Annotated in this window: 27 protein-coding genes; 8 read left to right on the forward strand and 19 right to left on the reverse strand. The window is 56.0% G+C overall.

Annotation, left to right across the window (positions count from 1 at the left end; all coding sequences use genetic code 11):
• Window positions 1-38: 38 nt before the first annotated feature.
• From msub_RS08910 to msub_RS08950, 9 genes are all read right to left on the reverse strand, one after another.
• Window positions 39-1,253: an ABC transporter substrate-binding protein gene (locus tag msub_RS08910; RefSeq protein ID WP_048495680.1), complete on the reverse strand. Its 1,215-nt coding sequence runs from the start codon at window positions 1,251-1,253 to the stop codon at window positions 39-41.
• Window positions 1,254-1,333: 80 nt separating this feature from the next.
• Window positions 1,334-2,056, reverse strand: coding sequence for an ABC transporter ATP-binding protein (locus msub_RS08915; RefSeq protein WP_048495681.1), 723 nt, complete (start codon window positions 2,054-2,056; stop codon window positions 1,334-1,336).
• Window positions 2,053-2,838, reverse strand: coding sequence for an ABC transporter ATP-binding protein (locus msub_RS08920; RefSeq protein WP_048495682.1), 786 nt, complete (start codon window positions 2,836-2,838; stop codon window positions 2,053-2,055). Before msub_RS08920 ends, msub_RS08915 begins: the two co-directional genes overlap by 4 nt.
• Window positions 2,839-2,916: 78 nt before the next feature.
• Window positions 2,917-3,720 carry an alpha/beta fold hydrolase gene (locus msub_RS08925; protein ID WP_048495683.1) on the reverse strand — a complete coding sequence of 268 codons (804 nt, stop codon included), beginning with the start codon at window positions 3,718-3,720 and terminating at the stop codon, window positions 2,917-2,919.
• Window positions 3,721-3,724: 4 nt separating this feature from the next.
• Complete coding sequence (locus msub_RS08930) at window positions 3,725-4,141, reverse strand: PaaI family thioesterase (protein WP_048495684.1); 417 nt, start codon at window positions 4,139-4,141, stop codon at window positions 3,725-3,727.
• The gene (locus tag msub_RS08935) at window positions 4,138-5,787 is read right to left on the reverse strand and encodes an AMP-binding protein (protein ID WP_048495685.1); all 1,650 of its coding nucleotides are present in this window, start codon (window positions 5,785-5,787) and stop codon (window positions 4,138-4,140) included. The genes msub_RS08930 and msub_RS08935 overlap by 4 nt, the downstream gene beginning before the upstream one ends.
• A gap of 158 nt (window positions 5,788-5,945) precedes the next feature.
• A complete protein-coding gene (locus msub_RS08940; protein WP_048495686.1) occupies window positions 5,946-7,007 on the reverse strand; it encodes a proline racemase family protein in 1,062 nt (353 codons plus the stop codon).
• Window positions 7,007-8,149 carry a zinc-binding dehydrogenase gene (locus msub_RS08945; protein ID WP_048495687.1) on the reverse strand — a complete coding sequence of 381 codons (1,143 nt, stop codon included), beginning with the start codon at window positions 8,147-8,149 and terminating at the stop codon, window positions 7,007-7,009. The genes msub_RS08940 and msub_RS08945 overlap by 1 nt, the downstream gene beginning before the upstream one ends.
• Window positions 8,150-8,281: 132 nt before the next feature.
• Window positions 8,282-8,980, reverse strand: a complete 699-nt coding sequence (locus msub_RS08950) for a DUF3592 domain-containing protein (protein ID WP_048495688.1) — start codon at window positions 8,978-8,980, stop codon at window positions 8,282-8,284.
• A 215-nt stretch (window positions 8,981-9,195) separates the two neighbouring features.
• Here msub_RS08950 and msub_RS08955 point away from each other — a divergent pair, with 215 nt between their 5' ends.
• Window positions 9,196-10,053 (forward strand): formylglycine-generating enzyme family protein, encoded by an 858-nt coding sequence (locus msub_RS08955; RefSeq protein ID WP_048495689.1) that lies wholly within the window; start codon window positions 9,196-9,198, stop codon window positions 10,051-10,053.
• A gap of 12 nt (window positions 10,054-10,065) precedes the next feature.
• On the opposite strand, the gene msub_RS08960 is transcribed toward msub_RS08955, so the two are convergent.
• The 5 genes from msub_RS08960 to msub_RS08980 all read right to left on the reverse strand — a co-directional run bounded on the left by msub_RS08960 (window position 10,066) and on the right by msub_RS08980 (window position 16,516).
• The gene (locus tag msub_RS08960; protein ID WP_048495690.1) at window positions 10,066-12,648 is read right to left on the reverse strand and encodes a hypothetical protein; all 2,583 of its coding nucleotides are present in this window, start codon (window positions 12,646-12,648) and stop codon (window positions 10,066-10,068) included.
• Window positions 12,635-13,495: a DUF4123 domain-containing protein gene (locus msub_RS08965; RefSeq protein WP_048495691.1), complete on the reverse strand. Its 861-nt coding sequence runs from the start codon at window positions 13,493-13,495 to the stop codon at window positions 12,635-12,637. Before msub_RS08965 ends, msub_RS08960 begins: the two co-directional genes overlap by 14 nt.
• Window positions 13,464-15,578, reverse strand: a complete 2,115-nt coding sequence (locus tag msub_RS08970; RefSeq protein WP_048495692.1) for a type VI secretion system Vgr family protein — start codon at window positions 15,576-15,578, stop codon at window positions 13,464-13,466. The genes msub_RS08965 and msub_RS08970 overlap by 32 nt, the downstream gene beginning before the upstream one ends.
• A 132-nt stretch (window positions 15,579-15,710) precedes the next feature.
• Window positions 15,711-16,190 (reverse strand): hypothetical protein, encoded by a 480-nt coding sequence (locus tag msub_RS08975; protein ID WP_048495693.1) that lies wholly within the window; start codon window positions 16,188-16,190, stop codon window positions 15,711-15,713.
• Between the two features lie 2 nt (window positions 16,191-16,192).
• A complete protein-coding gene (locus msub_RS08980; RefSeq protein WP_197083809.1) occupies window positions 16,193-16,516 on the reverse strand; it encodes a DUF883 family protein in 324 nt (107 codons plus the stop codon).
• Window positions 16,517-16,783: 267 nt separating this feature from the next.
• Here msub_RS08980 and msub_RS08985 point away from each other — a divergent pair, with 267 nt between their 5' ends.
• Entirely contained in the window at window positions 16,784-17,212 is a 429-nt protein-coding gene (locus msub_RS08985; RefSeq protein WP_048495695.1) for a nucleotidyltransferase substrate binding protein, read from the forward strand.
• Complete coding sequence (locus msub_RS08990) at window positions 17,199-17,549, forward strand: nucleotidyltransferase family protein (RefSeq protein ID WP_048495696.1); 351 nt, start codon at window positions 17,199-17,201, stop codon at window positions 17,547-17,549. The genes msub_RS08985 and msub_RS08990 overlap by 14 nt, the downstream gene beginning before the upstream one ends.
• Window positions 17,550-17,639: 90 nt before the next feature.
• Here the strand turns inward: msub_RS08990 and msub_RS08995 are convergent, their stop codons facing one another.
• The 5 genes from msub_RS08995 to msub_RS09015 all read right to left on the reverse strand — a co-directional run bounded on the left by msub_RS08995 (window position 17,640) and on the right by msub_RS09015 (window position 19,896).
• Window positions 17,640-17,939 (reverse strand): CcdB family protein, encoded by a 300-nt coding sequence (locus tag msub_RS08995; RefSeq protein ID WP_048495697.1) that lies wholly within the window; start codon window positions 17,937-17,939, stop codon window positions 17,640-17,642.
• On the reverse strand, window positions 17,939-18,184 hold the full coding sequence (locus tag msub_RS09000; RefSeq protein ID WP_048495698.1) for a type II toxin-antitoxin system CcdA family antitoxin: 246 nt from the start codon (window positions 18,182-18,184) through the stop codon (window positions 17,939-17,941). Before msub_RS09000 ends, msub_RS08995 begins: the two co-directional genes overlap by 1 nt.
• Window positions 18,185-18,358: 174 nt before the next feature.
• Window positions 18,359-18,661 (reverse strand): helix-turn-helix domain-containing protein, encoded by a 303-nt coding sequence (locus tag msub_RS09005; RefSeq protein ID WP_048495699.1) that lies wholly within the window; start codon window positions 18,659-18,661, stop codon window positions 18,359-18,361.
• Window positions 18,662-18,837: 176 nt separating this feature from the next.
• A complete protein-coding gene (locus msub_RS09010; RefSeq protein ID WP_048495700.1) occupies window positions 18,838-19,143 on the reverse strand; it encodes a BrnA antitoxin family protein in 306 nt (101 codons plus the stop codon).
• Between the two features lie 309 nt (window positions 19,144-19,452).
• A complete protein-coding gene (locus msub_RS09015) occupies window positions 19,453-19,896 on the reverse strand; it encodes a pilin (protein ID WP_048495701.1) in 444 nt (147 codons plus the stop codon).
• A gap of 422 nt (window positions 19,897-20,318) precedes the next feature.
• On the opposite strand from msub_RS09015, the gene pilB reads away from it, so the two are divergent.
• From pilB to msub_RS09040, 5 genes are all read left to right on the forward strand, one after another.
• Entirely contained in the window at window positions 20,319-22,037 is a 1,719-nt protein-coding gene (pilB, locus tag msub_RS09020; protein ID WP_048495702.1) for a type IV-A pilus assembly ATPase PilB, read from the forward strand.
• Window positions 22,038-22,039: 2 nt separating this feature from the next.
• On the forward strand, window positions 22,040-23,260 hold the full coding sequence (locus msub_RS09025) for a type II secretion system F family protein (RefSeq protein ID WP_048495703.1): 1,221 nt from the start codon (window positions 22,040-22,042) through the stop codon (window positions 23,258-23,260).
• 144 nt (window positions 23,261-23,404) lie between these two features.
• Complete coding sequence (locus tag msub_RS09030) at window positions 23,405-24,280, forward strand: prepilin peptidase (protein WP_048495704.1); 876 nt, start codon at window positions 23,405-23,407, stop codon at window positions 24,278-24,280.
• Entirely contained in the window at window positions 24,280-25,002 is a 723-nt protein-coding gene (gene coaE, locus msub_RS09035) for a dephospho-CoA kinase (RefSeq protein WP_082146444.1), read from the forward strand. The genes msub_RS09030 and coaE overlap by 1 nt, the downstream gene beginning before the upstream one ends.
• A complete protein-coding gene (locus msub_RS09040; RefSeq protein ID WP_227506680.1) occupies window positions 24,974-26,089 on the forward strand; it encodes a hypothetical protein in 1,116 nt (371 codons plus the stop codon). The genes coaE and msub_RS09040 overlap by 29 nt, the downstream gene beginning before the upstream one ends.
• Window positions 26,090-26,164 lie beyond the last annotated feature (75 nt).

Genomic DNA, 26,164 nt, shown 5'->3' on the forward strand with positions numbered 1-26,164 from the left:
GGAAGGGGCCCCGAGGATTACCATCTTCTTTCTATGCGTTATTTGCTGGTCACCAGCGGGCACTTGCTCTCGGAAAGCGGACGGAAAGCCTCTTCCGCCGGGATGGTGCGGACGATGTCGTACAGGTCCCACTCGCCCTTGGACTCGGCCGGGGTCTTGACTTCGGCCAGGTACATGTCGTGCACCATGCGGCCGTCCTCACGAATGCGGCCGTTCTTGGCGAACATGTCGTTGATCGGCGTCTCCATCATTTGCTTGCGCACAACCTGGGCAGCGTCGGAGTCAGTCGCATCCACCGCTTTCAGGTACTGCATGGTGCTGGAGTAGATGCCGGCGTGAACCATGGTCGGGCGAACGCCGGTTTTTTCCATGAAGCGATCGGCCCAGGCGCGGGTTTCCTCGTTCATGTCCCAGTACCAGCCGGTTGTCAGTTGAATTCCCTGAGCGGCTTCGACGCCCAGCGCGTGTACGTCCGTCAGGAACAGCAGCAGAGCGGCAAGTGTCTGGCCGGACTGGGTCACGCCGAATTCACTGGCGGTGTTGATGGCGTTGGTGGTATCCGAACCGGCGTTTGCCAGGGCAACCACATCCGCGCCAGATGCCTGGGCCTGCAGGATGAACGAGGAGAAATCAGGTGTCGGGAACGGATGGCGCAGGGTACCGATGATCTCGCCGCCGTTGGCCTCAACCACACGTCTGACGTCGCCTTCAAGGGCATGACCGAAGGCGTAATCCGCGGTGAGGATATACCAGGTTTTTCCACCCTCTTTTACCACCGCACTGGCGGTACCGTTTGCCAGCGGGTAAGTGTCGTACACATAGTGGATGTGGTTGGGCGTGCAGTGCTCATTGGTGATACTGGAGGCCGCGGAACCGGAAACAATGCCGAGTTTGTCGTTCTCCTGGAGAATGTCACTGACGGCAATGGAAACCGAGGACGCAACGAGGCCGGCCACCATGTCGACGTTTTCGTTCTCCAGCCAACGGCGAACCGTGCTGGAAGCCACATCCGGGCTGTTCCGGTCATCGGCGCTTACCACCTCAATTTTGGCGCCGTTCACCTTGCCACCGAAATCGGCGATGGCCATTTCCAGGGCGGCCAGACCATTGGGGCCGGCCAGGTCCCGGTAGGTACCGGACATGTCCGCCAGGTAGCCAATCTTCACGGTGTCATTGGAAATTTCCGCCTGGGCGCCGCCCACCATCATCGCGGTTGCCACGGCTGATGTCAGAAGCTTTTTAATCATTGTCATTGTTATATCTCCGCTACTGTCTTGCGTAGGTTGTTCGGGTTGTTGTTGCTGTTCTGGTTGTTGCTCTCAGCTATCCGGTGCTACACACCCAAATAGTCGTTCAGCAGCGACTGCTTGGCTTCAAGCTCGTCGGCGCTAATCTCTTCCACAATCTGGCCGTGCTGCACCACGTAGTGGCGATCGGCCAATGGCGCAGCAAAGTGGAAATTCTGTTCCACCAGGACAATGGTCAGGCCCTTGTTCTTGAGCTTGATCAGCACGTCGCCAAGCTTTTCGACAATGACCGGTGCCAGCCCCTCGGTGATTTCGTCAAGCAGCAGCATATTGGCGCCGGTTCTCAGAATCCGGGCCATGGCCAGCATCTGCTGTTCGCCGCCGGACAGCTTGGTGCCCTGGCTGAATCGGCGCTCATAGAGGTTGGGGAACATGGTGTAGATTTCTTCCAGGCTCATGCCGCCGCTGCGCACCACCGGTGGCAGCGTGAGGTTTTCCTGGACATTGAGTGCGGAAAAAATGCCCCGATGCTCAGGGCAATACCCGACACCCAACCTGGCAATATGGTGCGGCGCACAGGCCATGGTCTCTTCGCCGTTGATCATGATGGAACCGGTACGGCGGCCGACCATGTTCATGACTGCCTTGAGCGTGGTGCTCCGGCCGGCCCCATTGCGCCCGAGCAGGGTGACCAGCTCACCGCGATGAACCACCATATCGATGCCATGCAGGATATGGGACTCTCCATAAAACGCATGCAGCCCGGAAACCCGCAACTGCTCGTATTCTCCGCCCGGACCGCGACTCATTGTGTTGCCTCCTGCTCTGCAGGGGCTTTGTCCTTGGCGGTGCCCATGTAGACTTCTCGCACCCTGGGGTCGGCAGACACTTCGCCATACTCTCCTTCGGTCAGGACCGCGCCCTGGGCCAGCACGGTAATGCGATCGCAAAGCTTGCTGACCACGCTGAGGTTATGCTCCACCATCAGAACCGTTCGACCTTGAGCAGCCTTGCGGACAAGTTCCACCACACTGTCTACGTCTTCGCCGCCCATACCCTGGGTAGGTTCGTCGAGAAGCAGCAATTCGGGCTCCATGGCCAGGGTGGTAGCCAGTTCCAGCGCCCGTTTTCTGCCATAGGCCAGTTCCACGGTTGTGGTGTTGGCAAACTCGGCAAGCCCTACCGAATCCAGCAGCTCCATGCAACGCTGATTCAGCTTGTTCAGCGATGCCCCGGACTTCCAGAAGCTGTAGGAATTGTTTTCTGCCGTCTGCAGGGCCACCCGGATGTTCTCCAGTGCCGTCATATGAGGGAAAACCGCGGAGATCTGGAACGAGCGGACAATGCCCCGACGGGCAATGGCCGCGGATTTCAGAGGTGTGATGTCCTTTCCCTTGAACAGGATCTGGCCCCGGGTCGGAATCAGGAACTTGGTGAGCAGGTTGAAGACCGTGGTTTTGCCGGCGCCATTGGGGCCGATCAGGGCATGAATATGGCCTTTACGAATCTTCAGATTCACGTCGTCGACCGCAACGAAGCCCTTGAACTCCTTTACAAGGTTACGGGTCTCCAGAACGTACTGTTCACTCATGAGCCAATCTACCTTTGTTATTGTTGTACATGTCATCTATTTCACAGATTAGATTGACGTATACGTAAACGTCAATACTTAATTCTGATTTCTCAGTACCATCTCGCTGCGCAAAAAGTCCGAGATCAGAGCCACCACCTGGTCGGTTTTTTCCAGATGAGGCGAGTGGCCGGCGTCCTCCAGCAAGACTTCCCGGGCACTGGCACCAATACCGGTCGCGATATCAGCCACCTGCTCCGGCACACCGTACTCGTCGTTCTCCCCCTGAATGATCATAGCCGGACATTTGATCGCCGCCAGCCAGCGGCTGAAATCCATGGACGCCTGAAATCCCTCGTCGCGCCAGACCGTCTGCCAGGCATTGAACAGATCATCGGTGCGGGGGCCGTGGTAGCGGGCCAGCCGCTCCCGGATATCGGTCTCCCGGTAGCGAACGGCCATTTCTTCGATTCCGGCAAGGGTCAGGTGGTCGGCGTAGATATGCGCCGCCATTGTCACCAGTGCCTTCACACGGCGCCCCATGGCGCCTGCACCAGCCAGGGCAATGGAACCGCCGTCGCTGTGGCCGATCAGCACAACATCCCTGATTTCAAGCGCGTCCAGCAACCGGGGCAACCACTGATGACCGGCAACCTCAAGGTAATCGTGCGGGCGCGGGAGCTCTTCGTCGGAAGAACGGCCATAACCCTGCCGGTTGTAGATCAGCGCATCGCAGCCGGTGGCTTTCGCCAGCGTTTCCGGAAACTTGCGCCACAGCGCGATGCTGCCAAGAGACTCATGCAGAAACACCAGCACCGGCCCTTTCGGCTGCTCATGCTGTATCCGCCTGACCTCCAGTTCAACGCCGTCACCCACCGGCACCATCATGTCTCTTACGTGCATGGGATTACCGGTTCGGAGGAATCGAGTAGGTCATGGTGGAATGAGCCACCGGCTCTTCCGCACCTTCGGAGTAAACGAACACTTCGCCCACACCCATGGTACGGCCCACCTTCAGCATCGTGGCCCGGGCCCAGATCGGCTGGTGTGCCACCGGTTTGCGCAGGAAGTTGATGTTGAGATTGGTGGTTACCGCCAACGGCACCAGGCCGATCTTGCTAAGTAGCGCGGCATACAGGGTGACATCCGCCAGCCCCATCATCGCCGGTCCGGAAACGGTGCCCCCGGGCCTGAGATGCTCCTCATCCACTTCAAGCTTCATTTCCGCCCAGCCGTCCCCGAGCTTCTGCAGGGAGCCGTAGGCGGCCCCCTGCGGAAACTGCTCATCCAGGAAGGCCTGCAACTCTTCGAACGTGATAATCATGCGCCGGTTTCGTCCTTGGCCTGATTACGCAGGACAAACCGCTGGATTTTCCCGCTGGGCGTCTTCGGCAGCTCATCAACGAATTCGATTTCCCGGGGGAAGGCGTGGGTGGACAGCCGGCGACGCACCAGTTCCTGAAGTTCGTCTTTAAGGGCCTGCTCGTCTCCGCCGGCATAATCGCCCTTGATCACCACATACGCCTTGATGATGGAACCACGCTTGTCATCCGGTTTGCCGACAACACCGGACTCCGCCACGGCGGCGTGCTCAAGCAGCGTGCTTTCAACATCCGCCGGGCCCACACGGTAGCCGGCGGTGGTGATGATGTCATCATCCCGGCCGCTGAAGGAGAAGCAGCCGTCGCCATGACAGACCACCATGTCACCAGTGAGGTAGTAACCGTTCACGAACGGATCCTTCTCACCCCAGGTGTAGCCGTCAAAGTGGAACAGCGGCGAGGCTTTAACGTCCACCGCCAACTGGCCAACCTCGCCAGCGCCCACTTCCTCGTTCTTCTCGTTCAGGGCAACCACTTTATGGCCGGGGGAGGCATAGCCCATGGAGCCATCGCGAACGGGATGCGCAAGTTCGTGGAAGTTGCAGCAGGTCATGCCGGTTTCGGTCTGGCCATAGTGATCCTTGACCGGGCAGAAATGACGATTGCGGATCCAGTTTACTACCTCCGGGTTGAGGGGTTCGCCGGCACTGCTGGCAACCCGCAGGCCCAGGTTCTCACCTTCAGGCAGTACGTGATCGTTGGCCTTGAGCAGACGATAGGCCGTCGGCGCCGCTGCCAGGTTGGTGATCCGGTATTTACGGATCATGTCGTAAGTGGTTTCCGGAGTGAAGCCGCCCGGGTTGAAATGCGTGGCGTGCCCCATCAGCAGCGGCCCTACCACCGCATAATACAGACCGTAGGCCCAGCCGGGGTCGGCGACGTTCCAGAACCGGTCTTCGTCCCGCAGGCCAATGGCGTATTTCATGTACACATAGAACGCCAGCAGCGCCTTGGCCGGCACGGCAACGCCCTTGGACTTACCCACGGTCCCCGAAGTAAACATCTGAAGGAACGGGTCATTGCCCTTGATCATCACAGGCTCAAATTCGCTGGACTGGGCTGCCAGGGTTTCTTCGAAATCGGGAATGGCTGCACCGATATCACTGGCGTTGACACCAACAACCGGCGGGCAAACCTTGACATCGTTCAGCTTGGGGTAGTTTTCCGGGTTGGTCACGACCAGCCTGGTGCTTGCCCGTTCAAAACGGTACTCGATAGCCCCGGAACCGAATGCCGTGAACAGGGGCTGATAGACAGCACCGGCGCGCAGGGTACCGGCGATAACGATCAGAAGTTCTGGGGTACGCGGCAGGAGTGCAGCCACCCGGTCGCCCTTCCCGATCCCCTGGGATTTCAGGTAATTGGCAAAGCGCGCCGATGCGTCTTTCAGCTCGGCGAACGTGAGAGTGCCGTCACCACCCCCCTCTTTTTCGTAGTAGAGCGCGACCCGGCTGGGGTCACCCGCCCACTTGTCGCAGATTTCGTGGCATACATTGAGCCCGCTATCGAGACGTCCATCCAGGATGTCCGCTTCCAGAGCAGCAGGATCGAAGTTGTTGTAAACGTCGGTATATTCCGGAAGGCTCATTTTCAACTCCTGTTGTTTTTATCATTGAAAGCACGGATCAAGGTTTAGCATAGGCTTCACTTTACGTAAAGGTAAACTTTAGGCCAAATAGTAAGGAAGTCTGCAGGCGTTATAAGCTGGAAAATGGGCGCCGCGGTCGACGGCGCCTGGCAGGGGAATCAGGATTGTGGCGTGATCTTGCCCGGGCGACGACTGGACAGGATATGGTGCAAGGAACCGCACTCCACCATGGGGTCATCACAGTTTACAACGATGTCTGACCGGGCGATGACATAGCCCTTTCCGGTAATGCTGTTCCTGATCACCTGGTACTCGCCCTCATCCTCCACCGAGGTAAATTCGCCGATAAACCCGGTTTCTCTCAGTGATACGGTTTCCAGTTTATCGCCGGGCCGGATACTGCCCTCGTAGTTCATCAACGCCAGCCGCGCCGAGGTGCCGGTACCCGTGGTGCTCCGGCAGATAACGCCCGGGTGCACATAGGTGGCGGAGCGGGAGCGATAATAGCCGTCCGCCACATGCTCCACCGGCCCCATGAAATGCAAGAACGGCAGCGGGCCGACATCGCCCAGGGTGTAATGGGAGAAGCCCCGTTCGGCCTGAATGGCCTCAACAATGGCGTGGGCGGCTTCTGCCAGCTTGCGTTCTTCGTCCAGGGTCAGATCAAACCCCATGCTGGCCGCATCCACCAACGCATAAAAGCCGCCACTGTAGGCCACGCTGTAGGTGATCTCACCCAGCGAAGGCACATCAATGCTCGCTTTGTAGGTATGGATATAACTGGGCAGGCCTTCACAGGTGATGGCCTCCACCACGCCGTCGTGCACAGTCGCCTCGATCTGCACCAGGCCAGCGGGAGACTCCAGGATAAAGTTCTGTTTGCCTTCCTGCTTCGGCACGATGCCCGATTCCAGCACTGCGGTGGCCGTGCAGATGGTGTTGGAGCCGGAGTAGATCGGGTACCCCATCACCTCCATGATGATATAACCGGCCGCGGCCCGGGGGTCCGTAGGCGGCACCAGCAAATCCACCGACATTTCCGGCACGCCGTAAGGCTCCTCCAGCAAAAGCCTGCGCAGGCCATCGGCATCATCACGCAGGTATTCCATCTGGGCCCGCACGGTGTCGCCGGGTAACCGATCAATACCACCCGTCACGATACGGCTGACATCACCTCCGGCATGGGTATCCATCAGCTGAATGGTCAGTTCCGGTTTCATCAGGCGCTCTCCAGAGACCAGGGTTGGCCATGTTCTTCCCATTGTGAGTCGGGAACAATCACGATCTTGCCGAGATAATTGCTACCCCGGTTCATAAAGTAATGCTCCGCCCTGTGCAGATCAGAAAGTTTGAAGGCACCGTGCAGAACGGGTTTCAACTGCCCGCCCCGGATCCAGGCCATCAGTTGCTCCGCTTCCTCACGGGTACCATGGGATACGCCAAAAATCTGTACCTGGTACAGGTAGATCCGGGTCCACAGGATTTCGCTGATATTACCGCCACTGGCGCCGGCAATACTCAGGCGGGGATAGCTGCTGCGGGCGTTCATATCAAAGATCATGGTGTCGATGAACACATCGGTCATTTCACCGCCGACCAGATCCATCACCGCATCAATGGGTTTGCCGCCGGTTTCCGCCCTGACCCGCTCCACAAAGGTGGTCATGTCGGAGCGGTCCAGCACCGCCTCGGCGCCCAGCTTCAGTAGTGGTTCGGCCTTGTCCTGTTTGCTCAGGGCGTAGGGAATGGCCCCCATGATCCGGCAGAGCTGGATCAGCGCCGTGCCAACGCCGCCACTGGCACCGGTAACCAGCACCCGTTCGCCAGCCTTGATGTTGGCGGAAGTGAGCATATGCATGGCGGTCTGATAGGAGCACATGCCCATGGACGCGACTTCGGCATCCGCCAGTTCCGGGTTGGGAATGTGATAAAACTGATCCGCCGGAAGCACAACGTACTCGGCGTAACCGCCGTCTGCCCCATGGCCGAAGTAATCGGGAGTGAGATTGATGTCTCGCCGGTCATTGGCGTAGATGTTGAAGTCCAGCAGGCCACGTTCGCCAATGCGGGACTCATCCACACCATCACCAACGGCCACGACACGCCCGGCAATATCCGCGCCCTGTATCCGCGGGAAAACCAGCGTGGGCTTGCCACCCATCTGGAAGGATGTCATTTCGCCTTTTTTGGTAGGGTAAAGCCCTTCCCGCGCTTTGCGGTCGGTGTTGTTCTTCGCCGTAGCCGTCACCTGAACAAGCACCTCGCCAGCCCCGGGCCTGGGTACAGACACGTCCTGATATTCGAGTTTGTCGATATCACCGTGACCGGTGAGAACCATGGCTTTCATGGTATTCGGGATCATGGGCAGACGATCCTCCCTGGCTACTGAATGTAAGGTCTCCAAAGAGGATAGGTGAGTTTCCGCAACGTGTCAGTGCGTCTTGCGGGTATCCATTATGCTTGCCGGCTCACTTTCAGAGGTGTACCCGCGAGCTCAAGCAGCGATCCTCGGCAAGAAGGAGGTATCGACCCAGTAGCGTTTGGGATTTTCCGGGTTGATGTAGACCGGTATCGACTCCCTCTGGATATGCTCCGACGGGTCAAACCAGAGGTTGCCGCTTCTGAAGACATGGATATCGGACGTGACCGGATTCTGCCACTGGCAGACGATCTGATAGGGACTTTTGCCGTTCATTACGATCATCTGGTTTTTCTCGACGCCTTGAAACATGCCCTGAACCAGCTGTCCGGTTTTTCGAAGTTTGGCCGCCCCACTGTTTCTGACAGCGGACACAACAAACATTCCTGCTCCGATCATGAAGAAAACACCGCCCAATACGCCTACGATCAGGGTCGCCCCCCACAGCGAAAAGAATCCGTCGATTCTTGCCGACTCAGCATCGCCAGGCATGAACAACACACGCACCGTCTCCCCGCGGCTGTAGCTGGGCGGATTACTGCCGCTGGACGAGAGAAACTCAGTGAGCCTGCCCTGCTCGTCTTCAAAGCGGACGAGTGGATAATAGGCATTTGAATCGCTGGAGCGCGATCGAATCAGATCGGTGACAACACCTGGCGTGGCTGTCGCGGTTTCAAGAAAGGTTGAAGTGCTCTGGAAAGAGAAAAAGGCGCCGACAAGCATGCCGACACCCACGAGCGCAAAAATCACCCGCAGCGTATTGAAGGTTTTCATAGTCATTCCTTTGAAGGTTTGTTTCTTCCTTGCCCGAAAACGCCCTGTTTTCGGGAGCTGAAATTATACTCGAAACGGAAGGGCTTGAAAGGCACAAAGTGAGACCTGTCTCGACCAATGAGCACAAACTGTCTCTACGGTAATTCTGTTACATCACGCGAATTGGTAGAATGAAGCCAACACATGGAGTGTTAATCCCAATGCACGGAGCAAGCATGCGTTTCCTCGTTTTTTCTTCCCTTGTTGTTACTTCTGCCCTATCAGGCTGCAACCTTTATTACGAATCCCAGGCTGAAGACATGGTTCAACGGCAGATGGATGCCATGGTTTTTGTCGAAGGTGGGGAGTTTATGATGGGGAATCCCGGGGGGTGGGATGGAAGCAGGGACAGCTGGCCGCCCCATAAAGTGATTCTGGATGATTTCTATATTCAGAAGTACGAAGTAACACAAGGGGATTTTGAGTTGTTTATGGCAGTTACGGGGCATGAACCCTCAGATACCCGTTATGAGCAAATGCGTGATGAAACCCCGAAGAGATTCTCGGATGGTTTGCCGGCAATTGCATCATGGAGAGATGCAAAGGCGTTTTGCCAATGGTTGAAACAGGAGACGGAAGTAAAAACGTCATTGCCCACGGAAGCACAGTGGGAGTTTGCAGCTCGTTCACGGGGAAAACTGACTAAATACGCGACCTTGGAAGGCCAAGCAATACCAAATAAGACGATGGCCCCTGGCCCGGACCTATTTGAACGAGATGGTCACCCGTTTGAAGGAATGCTACCCCTAAAACCGGGGACATTTCCGCCAAACGCAATCGGTTTGTACGACATGTCCGGCAACGTGAGTGAATGGGTAAACGACAAATATCTCAAGGACTATTATGAACGGTCCCCGACAAAGAACCCCAGAGGCCCAGACGAGGGCCAGAAAGATATCTTTGACGGAGAACTCTACCGTGTCGTTCGTGGCGGCAACTTTCACGATTTTGAAGGAAACACTACTGTTAGCCGTCAAAAAGGTTCGGAAACCCTGGCTGCAGAAACCAGAGGGTTCAGGTGCGCGATGAATTAAAAAGGATCCAGATTAAGCGACTGGGGCGGCATATAAATCAGACAACCATCTTTCAGCTGTCAGAGCATGCTCTGATCGAAACAGGCGCTGCACAAATAGTTTAACGTAATTCTTCTTTAGGTCCTGAAAGCTGCCTTTTTGTTGAGCGCCGTTCCCCATAAGCTTCAATATTTCTATCAACTCCCTTTGACTCTTTACAGAGCTTACAACTTTCATGGCCGCTTGATCTGCCACTTTTCGGTAGGGGTCATCAAAGCTAAAAGAACCAGCTCCATCTCTCACGAGAATGGCCAAAATATCAGCCTTAGCACCAGGCGTGAGGTCAGAGACGTTTTCGCTATCTATGACACGTGCTGCAACATTCTTCAGGTTTGTATCTGGCGAGCTTAAACGTTGCCAGAAACTCTCGATTTTATCCAACCCTTGTTCGACGATCTCCGAGAAATCCGTACTCGTGAAGACAAACGTTTTGAGCAAAAGCTCAAGCTGTGCGAATGCCCCTCGATCAATCCAATCCAAAAATCGGAAATCACTACGTTCTAGAGACCACCGAACGAATTTCGCCAATTCCCAAATCTGCTCCCCATTCAGTTCTGCCGCAACCCCACCACCTCCGCCGGGTCCGATTACGAGGCGCCCCTTCAGAGTCATGTGCAATTTGCCGTCAACAAGAAAAACCCGATAGTCGAAACCGGCTCCTATCCCGGTTGATATGGCGAATTCAGGTTTAACCTCCAACAAAGATCGAAAATCTGAATCTACATTACGCTGACTATCTGTGACCTCTGAAGTCGTCTTCTCCTCATCTTGATAAGCCGCCTTCCACTTGATCCCAAATCTGGCCTCATTACTCAATGTCGCTCCGGCAAACGCCTCTCCATTCGTCTCTCCGGAGACACCAACCTCCCCGGGCGCGCTGGATAACCTTGCATTTGCAGAAAGCGAAAGACAGGCGCCCGCGAACCCCTGAATTCGGTACTCCGCATCGGCCCTGAAGTAACCACAATGAAGCCTTTTCTGATTTCCCTGATAATCCTCGTATTCGAGGACTACCTTTGCTCCGGTTTCATCCGGTATCCGGGCGGCAAAGGTTGCCTCTCCCTGCAGCAAACTGTAAGCACCCTGCATTTGAGTGCCGATGTAGGCCTCCCCCTTCCGGGGATCGTAATTGGCCTCCAGGCTGCACTGCGCTGCAAACCGGAACATCTGGGCTTCTGCACTTGCTGCGAAGCGCCCATCTTCGGTCGAAATTTCTTTCTTAAATAATTCGATTTCCAACTGGTTGAAGAAATTGTCCTCTTTGCTCTTCCATTCGGCGAACTTCAACTTTAGTGATCGATTATTCTTCAGCGCCTCCTTCGCCTCGCCCCAGGCTCGCTCAAAGTCGGCAGCCCTCATCACTGCACGAACATCCGACGCCTTCAACGGCTTCCAGTTATTGCGTAATTGATTCAGAACTTCCTGGCGGGCGTAGCGGTAACCCCCGCCACCGGTGTGCTTTAGTTCAACCAGGGGGCGCGCCTTCATTGAGCGAAGGTTTGGTTTGGCAACAACCTCGACAATTGATGGAGGACTTGTTTCCACAAGCCGCCTGATCGTCCTCTCAATATCGACGATCAAATCCCGACGCTCTTGCTGCTCCCGACGATGTTTCTCCACTTCTTCGTGATGAATGAGATTCCAAAGCCGCACGGCCCAGGAGACTTTTTCGGCATATTCGCTGACGTAATCCATATATGGAATCAGCTCATCATCAAGCTTGCTCAGCCGCTTCTTCTTGTTTACCAGGGACTGGATATCAGACTCTGCAATGAAGTCCGGCCAACGAGTGTATTTTTTCAATTCTTCAGCTTCATACCTGATCTGGCGAATTTGCTGGCCGTCTAAAGTGTTATCACCCTGAGCCAGCCGGAACTGAATTTCTGCCTCCAGCGCCGCCCGAAAAAACCTGAGCCTTTCATCCATTGCGTCCAGGTCTAGCTTGCTGACATTAGTGATCAGTTCGTGGGCCTCAACCTTGGCCTTTACACCAGGCAGTGTCGCCTCCAGTTCTGCACAGTGCGTTGCAAACACTTTTACTGAGAGCTGGTCCCTGATATCTGTCAGAGTCCGTTGGCTGGCCGGAAACAGAATCTGGTTCCGGACCTGATTGATCTCATATTCAATCCGCTTTTCCCGTCGGCGTTGATGTTCAAGCCGCCGCTGCTCTCTTCTCCAGCGAGCCTCGTAGTCCCTGAGCAGCTCCTTTGCGGTGGAGCTGTGTTCCGGCCTGGGGAGCGCCCCCAACTCTCTGAGCTTGTTCCAGGCCGTTTCCCGGGCCGCCGGTATGTTCTCTTTCGGCCCGGCTTCCGCGGCTTTCAGATCAATCAGTGGCCCGTTAAGTGTTTCAATCTCCCGCTGCAGATCTTTTAATTGGGTCCTGGTCGGTGCATAAACCGTCTCTTCCTCGCCCGTGAGATGGACAAGCGCCTCACACACGATCGAGCATTGGGAGCATTCGAGATCGTCTCTCGTATCATCGTTGGCAGACTGGGCCGGGGGCAAAGAGGTGGTATTTGACGGGGCTTCCCCGGGCTGAATTTTATGCTGTGACATCCATGCTCTCCGATAGGCTTTCCATAGCGTTCAAACGGTCCACCGGCGTCATATCCGGCGCTTTCATGATTTCTTGAAAATCCGCCTTCCCAAGTAGACTGGAGCCAATGCGAATATTAAGCCGCAACCAGCGCTCTTGTAGTGAGGTAGTTGCAAAACCAAGGTCTGAAGCTTCCTGGAGCCGCTCCAACACCCAGATTCTTCGGTTTCCGGTTTCTGGCAGACAGTTCCGATAAACTTTCTCATAAGCCATTGCGCGATCTGCCGATCGAAAGGCCGGTAACTCCGAGAGTTCAGCCTGGACCAGCAAAGGTTGTTTCGGGAGTTCGCTTCTCCACAAATGATCAGGAGACTGGTATCCCTGCCAATCCGTTCCGCTATACCAATGGATTGTCGCTCCAGGAAACACCCACTGCTTGGCGTGCTCTGCGAGCGTAGCCAGCAGTGGCCGAAAAGACCTTGGATCGTAAAAGCGGAAAAGACGTTCATCCGACTCTGCGAGTCCTAGCAACCACCACTGAGCCCAGTCAAAAACCTGCTTCGAGCTTCCAGGTGATGCAATCAAAACTCCAAGTGGCAACCGGACCAAGCGCGCTTTGAGCTTTTCCAGGAATTGACCATCACTACCGAAGGACAGAAGCACCGGCCCCGTTTTCCACGAAGCCTGCCATCGGGTATTTTCCAGAAGGCTCCACCACTGAACGGTGCCCTGCTGGTCAGCTTCATAAATAAACTGAAGAAGCCGATCATCGAGTGCCAGGTCAATGATGGCATAGTCTGCGTGAAAGGGTTCCTGGGACAGCAACTCCAGACTATCAAGCGTGCTGATGTAGTTTGCAGCGTCCATTCTCATCAAACTCGCAATCGGAAACGACAGACGCTCCCTGGTTGGCTGATTCCTTCAGCAATGTTGAGTGATCTGACAAAACCTGTGGAGCACTCATCCCTGTGTAACGTTGGTTGGTTGTCCCAAGTCGAGTGGAATCCGAGCGCTCCTTATTGGCAGCAATCCCCGCAGGTAGCTCCGGGAGTTTATCTGCCATCCCACTACCACTACCCGGCCCACCCCCGGAATTCATCCGTACCGAAGGCCCCGATACCGTCACGCCACTGGGATCCACCTTCACAAAGCTGCCCCCAGCTTTAAGCGTCACTTCCGCACCGGCTTCAATAACGATCTTCATACCCGCCTTGTGATGAATCTCGCTGCCAGCTTCGATGAGCTGGTTTTTTCCCTGTTTGCTGTGGCGACTGCCGTTAACGGTGAGGCTGCAATCGCCGCCCACCGATTCCCGCTTTTCTCCATCAACGGTGCAGTGGTCATTACCTTTGATATGGCCGAACCGGTTGTTCTCGACAGTGAGGTGGCTATCGTTTTTGATGACCTCGGTGCGATTGTGTTCGGTGAGCAGGTCCAGATCCTTCTGGGCATGCACGTAGATCTGTTCCTGATCCGCTTCGTCCTCAAACCGAAGCTCGTTGCTGCCCTCGCCCTTGTGGGTTTTGGTTTTCAGGGTGGTGCGGGTCTTGTGTTCCGGCAGCGCATAGGGCGGCTTGTTGGTGATGTGATGGGTGCGGCCGGTGATGATGGGTTGGTCCGGGTCGCCGTCAAGAAATGAGACAATCACCTCATGGCCGATTCTTGGCAGTGCCATGAAACCATACTGGCCACCGGCCCAGCCCTGGCTGACTCTGAGCCAGGCGCTGCTGTGTTCGTCGTTCTTGCTGTATCTGTCCCAGGGGAAGCGGACTTTCACCCGGCCGTGTTGGTCGCAGTGAATCTCTTCGCCTTCAGGCCCCGTGACAATGGCAATCTGCGGGCCGTCCATCAGGGGGCGATGCGGAGTCTGCGGGCGCCAGGTGCGGTCGGCGGGGATGGCCGTGAAACGATTGTGATAGGTGGTGGGTTCGCTGCCACCCTCCTCTTCCAGGGCCTGGGGCTGGGTCCCGGTGTGGGTAACTGCGGTCAGCAGCCATTCCCGGTTCAGGGCGTCGCTGTCGTGCTCCGTCAGTTCAATCTTGGCGCCGGCGCTGAAGTCCGGGCGGTTACTCTCACCGGAGGCGGTGCTGGCGTCGTTGCGCAGGGCCTGAAGCCGGGCTTCGGTAAAAGGCTGACCACTGGCGTCGGCCTTGAAGCGGCCGGGGTAGTCGTAGTGCTGGTAGTCTTCCCGATGGGTCAATCCTCCGGCCGCTTGTTCGTGCAGCAGGGCGTAGGCGGGATTCTGGAAGGTGTAATCCTTCATGGCCACGGAGGCGACTCGTACCCGCTCTTCATAGCGGAAGCGATAGATGGCCGGTTGCTGGCTGCTGCCGCCAGCACGGGCGTTGTATTGGGCCGACTCAAGCACCGGCGCATCGCCGTGGTGATCGGCGATGACCAGCGCTGGCTGGGTCTCACCATCCACACTGCCGTGTTCGTAGCGGTAGTGCCAGCCTTCCTCGGCGGCCAGGCGTTCGAGAAAGGCCAGGTCGCTTTCCCGGTGCTGGACGCAGTATTCCCGCTGTTCCGGGGGACGCTTGAGATCAAACACCGAATCGATGATACCGCGCTCTTCCAGCAACGTGCGCACGATGGTGTCAGTGCTCTGGGTCTGGAAAATGCGGCTGCTGTGCATCAGGCCCAGGCGCCAGAGTGGTGGCTGGATGACCAGTTCATAGCGGGTGCGCCGGTGGCCGGAGTCGCCCCGGGCAAATTCGTTGACCACGCCGGTAAAGCGCCTAAGGGGTGCACCGTCCTGCCAGACAACGAGATCCACCGGTTGTTCAAGAATCTCCGGTGCCTGGATCGACGGGTCGGTACTGGCCAGCTCAAGGTGGCCGTGGAACACCCCGGAGAGGCGCTCGGTCAGTGTGAAGCCGACCACAGAGAGTAAATCAGAGGGGAGTTCGCCAACACGGGCGGTAAACTGCAATCCGCTTGCCTGGGGCATATCTTCGGTCCCTGAAGATGAATATGACTTTCCGGCTCATCCTGAGCCAGTCGCGATTATAACCACCTACCCTGGCAATGTAACCCCCAGGGCGAGGTCGGGGTCAGATGAAATCTTCATCTGACCCCATCTTCAAGTCTTCACGTTAACGTCACCACCCTCAGCCTCAGAAGAACCGCTCTCAGCCTCCTTCATCAGCACCATCCCACCCTGCAGCAGCAGCGACCGAAGGCGAGGATCGCTCTGTTCAACCACGCCAAGGGCAAACGCGGTCATCGCCGATTCAAGTGGATTTTCGCGAATAAGTTTCCGTAACTGACTCACCGGCGAGGCACCTTCCTTCCCAGAGTGATCGGAGCGCTTGGACGCAGCACGCCCCGGGCGAATCAGTAGCCAGAAAATACCAACAACGAGCACCAGGCAGACAGCGCCCGTCACCGCCAGTGCGGCGGGTTCACCCCACACGGGAATCAGCGCCAGAGTCAGGGCGCGCAGCAACAGGTAAAACCCCGCCAATACGAGTGCTGTCAGCAAAGCCACGGCCAGCAAAATTCCGACAATGGCCGCCACGCCCCTGCGCAACAGGCTCTGGATACGTGCGGAATCCGGCATGGTTAGCGGTCTAGCAGCTTACCGACCAGCAAACCCGCCAGGAACATGATGATAATACTGAGGAATGGGCGCTCTTCAATTTTATGCTCAACGTCGTGCACCGCCTTCTCGCCCGCGTTACGCGCAGAATTCAGCGCTTCATCGCCAGTCTGGCGGACACGGTCGAATGCTTCCCGGCTTTCCCGCCGGATCTCATCCCGCAGGCTGCTGATATTGCCCTTCTGATTGTCGGCAACCGATTTACTGAGCCGGGCAAGGTCTTCTCTGAGCATGCGCAGATCGTCTCTTACCTGATCGTATTCGGATTGAGCGGGCTTGGCTTCCATAATCTGTCTCCTTTTTGGATTTGGTAACCGGGTTTGCTCAGTATTCAGGGTAGCTTGGGAATGGCGCTTCGTCCATGACGCCAGGATTGCCGCTGGAGCTGCCGGCCCAGACGGCTTTCCTGCCGGGCTTTGACCACTCCGGTGGCAGGCAGATTTCAGCTGGCTTATGAAAGTCAGGCTGGTGCCTGTCCATGATCATCAGCCGAATCTGCTCCGGTCCTGCTTGGCATGATAAGCTTGAGCGGATGGATTATCAGAGGAAAGAACATGCCAGATCCGGATATTCGTTGGCTCCAGCGCCTCAGTAACTTCAATAAAGCATTCAACCAGCTGGACTCCGCAGTGCAGTTGTGCCAAACACGGGAGTTGTCCGATCTGGAGAAGCAAGGGCTGATTCAGGCGTTTGAATATACCTACGAACTGGCCTGGAACGTTATTCGGGATTATTTCCGGTGGCAAGGCAACACTGGAATCACCGGCTCCCGGGACGCGATACGCGAGGCTTTCGCCAACGGCCTGGTTGAGGACGGTGATGACTGGATGCGAATGCTGCAAGACCGGAACCGCACGTCGCACACCTATAACGAAGATACCGCCCGCGCCATACTGAATAACATACTCGCGCAGCACCACAGCCTGTTCAAGAAACTACGAGCGCGCATGGACGATGAGGTAAAGAAACATGGCCTTGCCTGACCAAGCCGAGCCTGCAGACAAGTTCGGACTACCGAGCCATGTGATGACGGAGCTGAAATCCCTCTTCGCCAGGCACCCTGCCATAGAAGAGGTCACCCTGTACGGCTCCCGAGCCAAAGGCAACTATCGATACAACTCCGATATTGACCTAATGCTGACCGCACCCGGACTTTCGTGGCCAGAGTTCAATGAAATCGAGCTGGAAATTGATGACCTGTTACTGCCCTGGAAGGTGGACCTGGCACTGAAACACCAGGTTGATAACCCCGAACTGCTCGAGCACGTTAGAAGAGTCGGCATTCAGGTGGTAAACGCGAAGCCCTGCTGGGCGCGCTAGTTGAGCGCCAGATCGCCGGTGAAGGAGATCCCCTGAAGTTCTGGGCGAGCAGGCTTGGGGTCAGAAGAACGCCTTCTTCTGACCCCATTTTCAAAAGCCCAGAAACAGCATGTCCAACGCCGAGGAAATTTCATCTTGCTGCTCAGCAAGGCTTCCAGCTCCAAACCGCAATTCGCCTTCAGGCACAGCCGCCATATACTGAGTGGCCATTACTAATTCCTGGCCCTCGACGGTAAATACAGGATTCAGCCCCTGGGCAGGGAACGGCGCCGAGGACTTGGGCAGCAGTGGCACGACAACTCGAGTGTTCAAGCCACTTAGAAGATCTGACTGAACGTCCAGCAGATACCCAGCCCCATCATTATTTTCAAAGATATCGAAACGAGCCATCAGAACTGACGGTGCCGTTCGAGAGGCAGACCGTTAGCTTCAACATATGCGTTCGAGCTCGCGAGCGCCCTGGCATTATCTTTCAACCACTTCCTCTGCTTATGAAGCTTCACGGCCTCCGCGATCCCTGCCTCTGCTGACCGCGATACATTGATTCCCAACATTTTTGCCTCTTTGAGAAGGGCACTATCAAGCGACAGGTTCGTTGGCTTTCGTATGGATTTGGTAGTTTCAGCAGCTTGCATGGCTCAGTCCTCACGCGAAATGGCACACCAATTATATGCGCATATTGTTTGCGCATCAAAACTGCACAATAAAGGCCTTGGTGCTGGCGTTAGAGGATAATACTAGTGCCGGACGCAAGGCTGTGCCTGTCCATTATCTATACTGCCTGTAGCCACTGCCTGTGGCCCAAACGCTCAAAGCGGAATGGCGTGATGAGTCCCGTCAGGAAGCTCAATATCCAAACGGACTTTCGCACCCGCACTCTCGACGTATCGTTTAATGGATGACAGCTTCAAGTCTCTACCGGCCTTTTCCATATTCGCGATCGTAGGCTGGGTTACACCCATGGCTTCCGCCATATCTTTCTGGGTTTTCTGCAACAAAGCACGCACTTCACTGAGTCGAATCTCCAAAAGAATGCGATCTGCTTTGATCTGCGCTCGTCTGACAACGTCTGGATTTTCATTAGCCAGCAGTGCGTCCAAAGAATTCGCCATCTCAATTGCCTCCCTTGAGCTCTTCCAAATGGGCGGTGAATTCTCGATCTGCCACTGGAATCATCTCATCGTAAAACCGGATCAGCCGGAGTGACAAACGCGGCGCTATTGATGAGAAGGCGCTGCCAATTCTTGGCCAGGCTAGTGCCTGTCCATGATCCAATGATCCATGTCCACTACCCCAACCTTTCGACATCCGACTGGCTGTGGGTTTTAAGGTATTCCTGCAATGCCTTATCCATACGGGTTTGCCACCCGCTGCCAGTAGCCCGGAACTTTTCAACGACTTCCGGTGAAAGCCGGATGGTTATCCGCTCCTTAGTGACCTCAGCTTTTGGCCGCCCCAAAGGCCGAAGCTGCTGAAACTCCTGGTCTGTGAGCTCCCTGGTATCTGGGTCTCTCGCAATGCCGGCATTAATATCAGACTCTTCCTGATCCGACGGCAGCTCAAACACCCGCCCTGATTTAGATTTTGTCTGCATATAGCCTCACCTCAAACAGTCCCACTCGAGCATCGCAGCATCAGCCAAAGAAACACCCTGTTTCGTGGTGTTTATGGAATCCTTCCCTGGATCAAATTCGATTTTCATAGCTCTTATTGTACATACAAAAAGTACAACAATAAACGGTATGGCGTTAAAGAACCGCTTCTTACACTTTTGGACATAACACTGAAATGGACGCAGAGAGACCGAAAGCCAGAAACGACAAAGGCCCGGAGGTCGAAGCCGCCGGGCCTTTTGGGATCTGGTCAGACTAGAGCCTGTCCATGATCACTCTTACGTGATGCTTTACTTACATCCGGTAGGCATCAGTTCCGAAATCGCAGCATTTGTGGGCGCACAAGTGAAGGCGTTATTAGCAGTGTCATATGTCAAGTCTACTGTCTCACTTTGGAGATCAGCGCTCACACCTGAAGCTGCAAAAGTCGCAGTGTAAACTGGTTTGGCTGGATCGGTCAGGTCAGATGCCATACTCGCAACGTACTCTCCTGACTGTGTTACATTTCCCAGATCTGCCAAAGCCGGAGCAGTACCCTCCGTCAGATAATATTCAACAATCGGTGTTTTCAATGCACCCAGCAGAGAAACCGCTTCTGACGCTTGCGCACGAGCCGTATAATCTTGATAAGCCGGAATAGCTATCGCCGCCAAAATACCAATGATCGCAACAACGATCATCAGTTCAATCAAGGTGAAACCCTTCTGAGCGTGATTAATTTGCATGTTTTTCATTATTCGACCTCTGTGTTTGTCGTTGATCAACTCTCTTTGGCCCGGGCCCGGTGGAGTCGCGCCCCGTGACCGGTGATTTGAGCCTGCAGGAGCTAATGCACTGGGTATGCCAATGTTGATTATTCGCAACATTCCGATATTTTCTGGATTGAATTCAGGGCCCTGCAGCACTTTGGGACGCAGTTCACAGTGCGGAAATTGACTGACTCAGCTGCCCGGTGGCGTCAGTGGGTGACAAATTTGGTCACCATTTGTGGGTTGGAGGCGAGCTTGGTGAAAGGCTGAAGGCGGGGTCAGATGAAAGCTTTCATCTGACCCCTATGACCCCTGATGGCTTTCCAAAGCTGCGCCAGCCATCTAAACTCACTGCAATTGACAAAACTCCCGATTCAGTTACTTAGGCTGCGTTCTTTACTCAATTTATGTCTACCAATAAAAGCACTATCACGCTCACCGGCCTGGCAAGGCGTTTCGTGGATGACGGCCTGCTGGATGAGGCCACGGCGAAAGATGCCTTCATTCAGGCTTCCCAGAACCGGATTCCGCTGATCACCTACCTCACTCAGAACCAGTTGGCGGACAGCTCAAAGCTCGCATTTTCCGCGGCCATGGAGTTCGGGGTGTCCGTGCTTGATCTGAGCAGTTTTCTGCCGGAAATGATGCCGGAGAAGATTGTTGACGAGAAGCTGATCCGCAAGCACAACGCCCTGCCGCTTTATAAACGGGGAAACCGCCTGTTCATTGCGGTTTCAGACCCCACCAATCTTCAGGCGCTGGATGAGATCAAGTTCAACACCGGGCTGAGTACCGATGCGGTTCTGGTTGACGACGCCAAGCTTCGGGAGGCCATCGACAAATACCTGGAATCCCACGACACCACCATGGGTGACCTGGACGATGCCGACCTGGAGGGCGTGGAAACCGAAGGCGGAGAACAGGACGACGAGGGCGCGGTTACCGCCGCCAATGAAGTGGACGATGCGCCGATCGTTAAATATGTCAACAAGATGCTGCTGGATGCCATTCGCGGCGGGGCTTCGGATATTCATTTCGAGCCGTATGAAAAGGTGTACCGGGTAAGGTACCGCACCGACGGCATTCTGAAGGAGGTTTCCCGGCCCTCCATCAAACTGGCCCCGAAGATTTCCGCCCGCGTGAAAATCATGGCCCAGCTCGATATTTCCGAGCGGCGAGTGCCCCAGGATGGCCGCATCAAGATGAAGCTGTCCAAAACCAAGGCGATTGACTTCCGGGTGAACACCTTGCCTACGCTGTGGGGCGAAAAGATCGTGCTGCGGATTCTGGACCCGAGCCAGGCCAAGTTGGGCATTGACGTGCTTGGCTATGAGGAGGATCAGAAGAAGCTGTTCATGGATGCCCTCGCCCAGCCGCAAGGCATGATTCTGGTCACCGGCCCCACGGGCTCTGGTAAAACGGTGTCTCTCTATACCGGCCTGAACATTCTGAACACCCCGGGCATTAACATCTCCACGGCGGAAGACCCGGCGGAAATCAACCTGGAAGGTATCAACCAGGTAAACGTGAACACCCGGGTGGGCCTGGGATTTGCTGAAGCATTGCGCGCTTTCCTGCGGCAGGACCCGGACGTGATCATGGTGGGCGAGATCCGGGATCTGGAAACCGCCAACATTGCCATCAAGGCCGCGCAGACAGGCCACCTGGTGCTCTCCACCCTGCACACTAACAGCGCCGCAGAAACCCTCACGCGGATGATGAACATGGGGGTACCTTCGTTCAACATTGCCACCTCGGTGAGCCTGATCATTGCCCAGCGCCTTGGCCGGCGGCTGTGTAGTGCCTGCAAACAGCCCTTTGAGGTGCCAAATGAGGTTCTGGTAGAGGAAGGGTTCACACCGGAACAAATTGATACAGGCTTCACGTTGTACCGCCCCAAGGGCTGTGATAAATGCAATGGAGGATATAAAGGCCGCGTCGGTATTTACGAGGTGGTCAAGATTACCGACGAGCTGGCGAACATGATTATGGAAGAGGCCAGTTCCATCAAAATTGCAAAACAGGCTCAGGCAGAAGGCTTCCGCACGCTGCGGCAATCCGCTCTTCGCAAAGTGATAGAGGGGGTTACCAGTCTTGAGGAAGCCAACCGCGTGACGAAGGATTAAGCATGGCAGAGAAAGCGCAGAAGCTGGAATCGTACGTTTGGGAAGGGAAAGACCGCAGGGGCAACAAATCCAAGGGTGAGCTGACCGGCTCGAACCTCGCGCTGGTGAAGGCACAGCTTCGCAAGCAGGGCATTATCCCGGACAAGGTGAAGAAGAAACCCAAGCCGCTGTTCGGTGGCAGCAAGAAGATTACGCCGTTTGACATCGCCATGCTGACCCGCCAACTGGCGACCATGATGAAGGCGGGCGTACCTCTGGTGCAGAGTTTTGACATCGTTGCCGATGGCCTGGAGAACAGAGGGCTTCAGGAGCTGGTGATGAGTATCCGGAATGATATTTCTTCGGGTACCAGTTTTGCCGGGGCGCTTCGAAGGCATCCCAAGCACTTCGACAATCTGTACTGCAACCTGGTGGACTCGGGCGAGAAAGCCGGTGCCCTTGAGACGATGCTGGACAGGATCGCCACCTATCTTGAGAAAACCGAAATTCTCAAGAAGAAAGTCAAAAAAGCAATGACCTACCCCATTGCGGTTGTTGTTGTGGCGATTATTGTTACAGCCATTCTGCTGGTGAAAGTTGTGCCGCAGTTTGAGAGCCTGTTTCACGGCTTCGGGGCGGAATTACCGGTGTTTACCCAGATGGTCGTCAACTTGTCTGAGTGGATGCAGAAATGGTGGTTTGTGGTTCTTCTGGGAATCGTCGGTACCATCTTCCTGTTCAAGGAGGCCGTTCGCCGGTCCCAGAAGTTTTCGGATCTGGTTGATAAATACGTTTTGAAGCTACCGATAGTCGGCGAGATCCTCGACAAATCCGCCGTTGCCAAGTTTGGCCGGGTACTCTCGACCACCTTCGCGGCCGGTGTCCCTCTGGTAGATGCACTTGATTCCGTGGCTGGGGCCACCGGTAACGCGGTTTACCGGGATGCCATCGACCGCATCAAGAACGATGTTTCCAGCGGTACCCAGTTGCAGGCTTCCATGCGCCAGCAGGATGTCTTTCCGGTGATGGCGGTTCAACTGACGGCGATTGGTGAGGAATCCGGTAACCTGGATGAGATGCTTGCCAAGGTTGCCGAGCATTACGAAGGCGTGGTGGATGATATGGTGGATAACCTCACCGCACTGATGGAGCCGATGATCATGGCGGTTCTGGGTGTGCTGGTGGGTGGCCTGATCATTGCCATGTATCTGCCGATCTTCCAGATGGGTCAGGTTGTTGGTTAGTGACGTTGGGGTCAGATGAAAATGGGGTCAGATGAAGGCTTTCATCTGACCCCGGGTTCAAGCCCGCGTTCACAGTTTAAAAGTGGGGTCAGATGAAGACTTTCATCTGACCCCGGGTTCGCTCGCCAGATTCCCGGATAATTGATGCTCACTCTTGAAACTTTTCTTGCCACTCCCTGGCTTGTTTACCTCACCGTTACCCTCGTTTCCCTCTGCATCGGCAGCTTCCTGAACGTCGTGATTCTTCGTTTGCCGAAGATGATGCATCAGGACTGGCGTTGCCAGTGCGAGGAGTTTCTCGAGCTGCCGGAAAAACAGCGGAAACAGGAGGAGCGGATTACACTCTCGAAACCGGCTTCCACCTGCCCCGCCTGCGGCCATGGCATTCGTGCATGGGAGAATATTCCGGTGGTGAGCTGGCTGTTGCTGCGGGGCAAGTGTGCTTCCTGCAAGGCGCCTATCTCACCCCGTTATCCGATCATCGAGACGGCGACGGCCATTTTCTCGGTGGTGACGGTTGCGATTATCGGGCCCAACGAAGCCGCGCTTTGGGCGTTGTTGCTGGTCTGGGCTCTGGTTGCCCTTACCGTGATTGATTTCGACACCCAACTGCTGCCGGATAACATTACCCTGCCCCTGATGTGGCTGGGGCTGGTGTTGAATTATTTTGGTGTGCTGACGGACTTTACCAGTGCCTTCTGGGGTGCGGTGGCGGGTTATCTTTCGCTCTGGTCGGTTTACTGGCTGTTCAAACTGGTGACTGGCAAGGAAGGCATGGGGCATGGGGACTTCAAGCTACTGGCCGCGCTGGGCGCCTGGTTGGGCTGGCAGTTGTTGCCGGCGGTGATTCTGCTGTCGTCGGTGGTTGGCGCGGTTGTCGGCATCAGCCTGATGGTGTTCAAGAAACATGGGCGGGAGGTGCCGATTCCGTTTGGGCCTTATCTGGCGACGGCCGGGTTGATTTGTTTGTGGTTTGGTCGCGAAATTCAGGCGTTCTGGTTTGGGTTTTTGGGGGTTTGATGGTGGGGTCAGGTGAAAATGGTGCGGGTGAAAATGGGGTCAGAGCAAAAGCGCTTCGCGATTTTGGTCTGACCCCGTCGGGCCTAAGCATTGTTGGCCTGACCGGCGGAATTGGTTCCGGCAAATCGACTGTGGCCCGCCTTTTTGGCGGTCTCGGCGTGCACTGGGTGGATGCGGATGATGTGGCCCGGGAAGTGGTTGAGCCGGGGGCGCCTGCGCTGGCGCGGATTGCGGAGCATTTTGGGGAGGGGATTCTTACTTCCGAGGGCGCTTTGGATCGGGGGCGGCTTCGGGGGATTGTTTTTGAGAATCCTGAGGAGCGGGCCTGGCTGGAGAGGCTTTTGCATCCGGTGATCCGGGAAGAACTGGCTCGGCAGCTTGAACAGCCCTCCTCTGCTGGCGCCTCTCCCGCGAGTGACGAGGGAGACAAGTATTCGCTGCCTTATGTAATTCTGGTATCTCCCCTTCTGCTCGAAACCGACCAGCACCAACTGGTCGATCGCATTGTGGTTGTCGATGTGCCCACGGACGTCCAGATTGAGCGGACCATGGCCCGGGACACCAACTCCCGGGAGCAGGTTGAGCGGATTATTGCAGCTCAGATGCCGAGAGAGCGGCGGCTGGAGCGTGCGGACGCTATAATTGATAATAACCGCCCAATGGATGAGGTGGTGAGCCAGGTGCGGGAGCTACATGAGCAATTTTTGGTGGACTTTGGCTGACTGTTCGTCTCGCTGCCGGCTTGCCGGTTTTGCCGCCGCGCTTACCCTGATGTTCCCTTCTCCAGGCTACAGCATCGAGCCGGAAGCGGAGGTTCCGCAGCCGTCTGTGGCCGAGTTGCTCTCGCCTGAGCGGCTTCCCATCGGGTTTTATACCTTTGAGCCGGCTGAGTACTGGGCGCAGCCCCGGGATTCCTACTGGCTGAAATTCAGCAACTGGGTTCTGCGCCAGGAGCGCATCCAGGGGCCGAGGGTGCAATCGCTTGGCCAGTGGGCGGATCGCACGCTCTCCGGCACTGAGCAGAGCCTTCCCAACAATGAAAGCTATCTGCGGATCGGCTTTGCCACCGAATCCGAGTATGGCAATCTGGCGCAGTTTGAGCCGGAAGCGCGGTTCCGGCTGGATATTCCGACGACCAAGAAGAAACTTCGACTGGTAATTGAGAGCGAAAGCGAGGATCTGATTCCACTGGCAGAGCGCCAACGCAACCGGCAACTGATCGAAACCCAACGGTCTGATACCCAGGCCACCGGTGCATTTCGCTACCTCACCCAGATCGGCGACGCGATCAATTTCTCCAATGACCTGGGTGTACGCCTTCGGCTTCCCCCGGACGCATTCTGGCGGGCGACGGCAGGGAAACGCTGGCGCCTGGATGAAGACTGGGTTCTGAACGCGCAACAGCGCTTCTACTATTTCCACCAGGATGGCTGGGGCGAGCGCACCTGGATCGGCGTTGGCCGGGCGGTGGGGAACGGCTGGCATTTCAGTTCGTCATCCGAGCTGGAGTGGGTGCACAATGACCGCAAATTCGTGGCCGCACAGATTTTCAGCCTGCGCAAGCGTACCAATAACCGCCTGATCATTGCGCCCCGGCTAGGGGTGCTCGGCGAAAGCCAACCAAACTGGCGCACCACCTCGGCGTTTGCAGACCTGACCTTTCGCTACCGGCTGCACAGCAACTGGCTGTATGCGGAGCTGATTCCGGCCCTGGAATTCCCGAGAGAGGAGGATTTCAGGGACCAGGCTTCGGTGGTTTTCCGGATTGAGATGTTCTTCTCGGGCATGATTGAAGAGGATCGTCTGTAACTCTGAGGGCGGGGTCAGATGTGAAGGTGGGGTCAGATGAAAGCGTTCATCTGACCCCGTGTTCAAGCGTTAAAT

It is taken from the genome of Marinobacter subterrani (genome assembly GCF_001045555.1).
Lineage (GTDB): Bacteria > Pseudomonadota > Gammaproteobacteria > Pseudomonadales > Oleiphilaceae > Marinobacter > Marinobacter subterrani.

Excerpts from the sequence above, each read along its gene's own strand:
- msub_RS08920 (WP_048495682.1), bottom strand. The coding sequence starts at position 2,838 with ATGAGTGAACAGTACGTTCTGGAGACCCGTAACCTTGTAAAGGAGTTC.
- msub_RS08970 (WP_048495692.1), bottom strand. The coding sequence starts at position 15,578 with ATGCCCCAGGCAAGCGGATTGCAGTTTACCGCCCGTGTTGGCGAACTC.
- msub_RS08930 (WP_048495684.1), bottom strand. The coding sequence starts at position 4,141 with ATGATTATCACGTTCGAAGAGTTGCAGGCCTTCCTGGATGAGCAGTTT.
- msub_RS08955 (WP_048495689.1), top strand. The coding sequence starts at position 9,196 with ATGCGTTTCCTCGTTTTTTCTTCCCTTGTTGTTACTTCTGCCCTATCA.
- msub_RS08925 (WP_048495683.1), bottom strand. The coding sequence starts at position 3,720 with ATGCACGTAAGAGACATGATGGTGCCGGTGGGTGACGGCGTTGAACTG.
- msub_RS09030 (WP_048495704.1), top strand. The coding sequence starts at position 23,405 with ATGCTCACTCTTGAAACTTTTCTTGCCACTCCCTGGCTTGTTTACCTC.
- msub_RS09015 (WP_048495701.1), bottom strand. The coding sequence starts at position 19,896 with ATGAAAAACATGCAAATTAATCACGCTCAGAAGGGTTTCACCTTGATT.
- msub_RS09010 (WP_048495700.1), bottom strand. The coding sequence starts at position 19,143 with ATGCAGACAAAATCTAAATCAGGGCGGGTGTTTGAGCTGCCGTCGGAT.
- msub_RS08980 (WP_197083809.1), bottom strand. The coding sequence starts at position 16,516 with ATGGAAGCCAAGCCCGCTCAATCCGAATACGATCAGGTAAGAGACGAT.
- msub_RS08915 (WP_048495681.1), bottom strand. The coding sequence starts at position 2,056 with ATGAGTCGCGGTCCGGGCGGAGAATACGAGCAGTTGCGGGTTTCCGGG.
- msub_RS09040 (WP_227506680.1), top strand. The coding sequence starts at position 24,974 with ATGAGCAATTTTTGGTGGACTTTGGCTGACTGTTCGTCTCGCTGCCGG.
- coaE (WP_082146444.1), top strand. The coding sequence starts at position 24,280 with ATGGTGGGGTCAGGTGAAAATGGTGCGGGTGAAAATGGGGTCAGAGCA.
- msub_RS08990 (WP_048495696.1), top strand. The coding sequence starts at position 17,199 with ATGGCCTTGCCTGACCAAGCCGAGCCTGCAGACAAGTTCGGACTACCG.
- msub_RS08950 (WP_048495688.1), bottom strand. The coding sequence starts at position 8,980 with ATGAAAACCTTCAATACGCTGCGGGTGATTTTTGCGCTCGTGGGTGTC.
- msub_RS08910 (WP_048495680.1), bottom strand. The coding sequence starts at position 1,253 with ATGACAATGATTAAAAAGCTTCTGACATCAGCCGTGGCAACCGCGATG.
- msub_RS09005 (WP_048495699.1), bottom strand. The coding sequence starts at position 18,661 with ATGGCGAATTCTTTGGACGCACTGCTGGCTAATGAAAATCCAGACGTT.
- msub_RS08985 (WP_048495695.1), top strand. The coding sequence starts at position 16,784 with ATGCCAGATCCGGATATTCGTTGGCTCCAGCGCCTCAGTAACTTCAAT.
- msub_RS09025 (WP_048495703.1), top strand. The coding sequence starts at position 22,040 with ATGGCAGAGAAAGCGCAGAAGCTGGAATCGTACGTTTGGGAAGGGAAA.
- msub_RS08940 (WP_048495686.1), bottom strand. The coding sequence starts at position 7,007 with ATGAAACCGGAACTGACCATTCAGCTGATGGATACCCATGCCGGAGGT.
- msub_RS08975 (WP_048495693.1), bottom strand. The coding sequence starts at position 16,190 with ATGCCGGATTCCGCACGTATCCAGAGCCTGTTGCGCAGGGGCGTGGCG.
- msub_RS08995 (WP_048495697.1), bottom strand. The coding sequence starts at position 17,939 with ATGGCTCGTTTCGATATCTTTGAAAATAATGATGGGGCTGGGTATCTG.
- msub_RS08935 (WP_048495685.1), bottom strand. The coding sequence starts at position 5,787 with ATGAGCCTTCCGGAATATACCGACGTTTACAACAACTTCGATCCTGCT.
- msub_RS08960 (WP_048495690.1), bottom strand. The coding sequence starts at position 12,648 with ATGTCACAGCATAAAATTCAGCCCGGGGAAGCCCCGTCAAATACCACC.
- msub_RS09000 (WP_048495698.1), bottom strand. The coding sequence starts at position 18,184 with ATGCAAGCTGCTGAAACTACCAAATCCATACGAAAGCCAACGAACCTG.
- msub_RS08965 (WP_048495691.1), bottom strand. The coding sequence starts at position 13,495 with ATGGACGCTGCAAACTACATCAGCACGCTTGATAGTCTGGAGTTGCTG.
- msub_RS08945 (WP_048495687.1), bottom strand. The coding sequence starts at position 8,149 with ATGATCCCGAATACCATGAAAGCCATGGTTCTCACCGGTCACGGTGAT.
- pilB (WP_048495702.1), top strand. The coding sequence starts at position 20,319 with ATGTCTACCAATAAAAGCACTATCACGCTCACCGGCCTGGCAAGGCGT.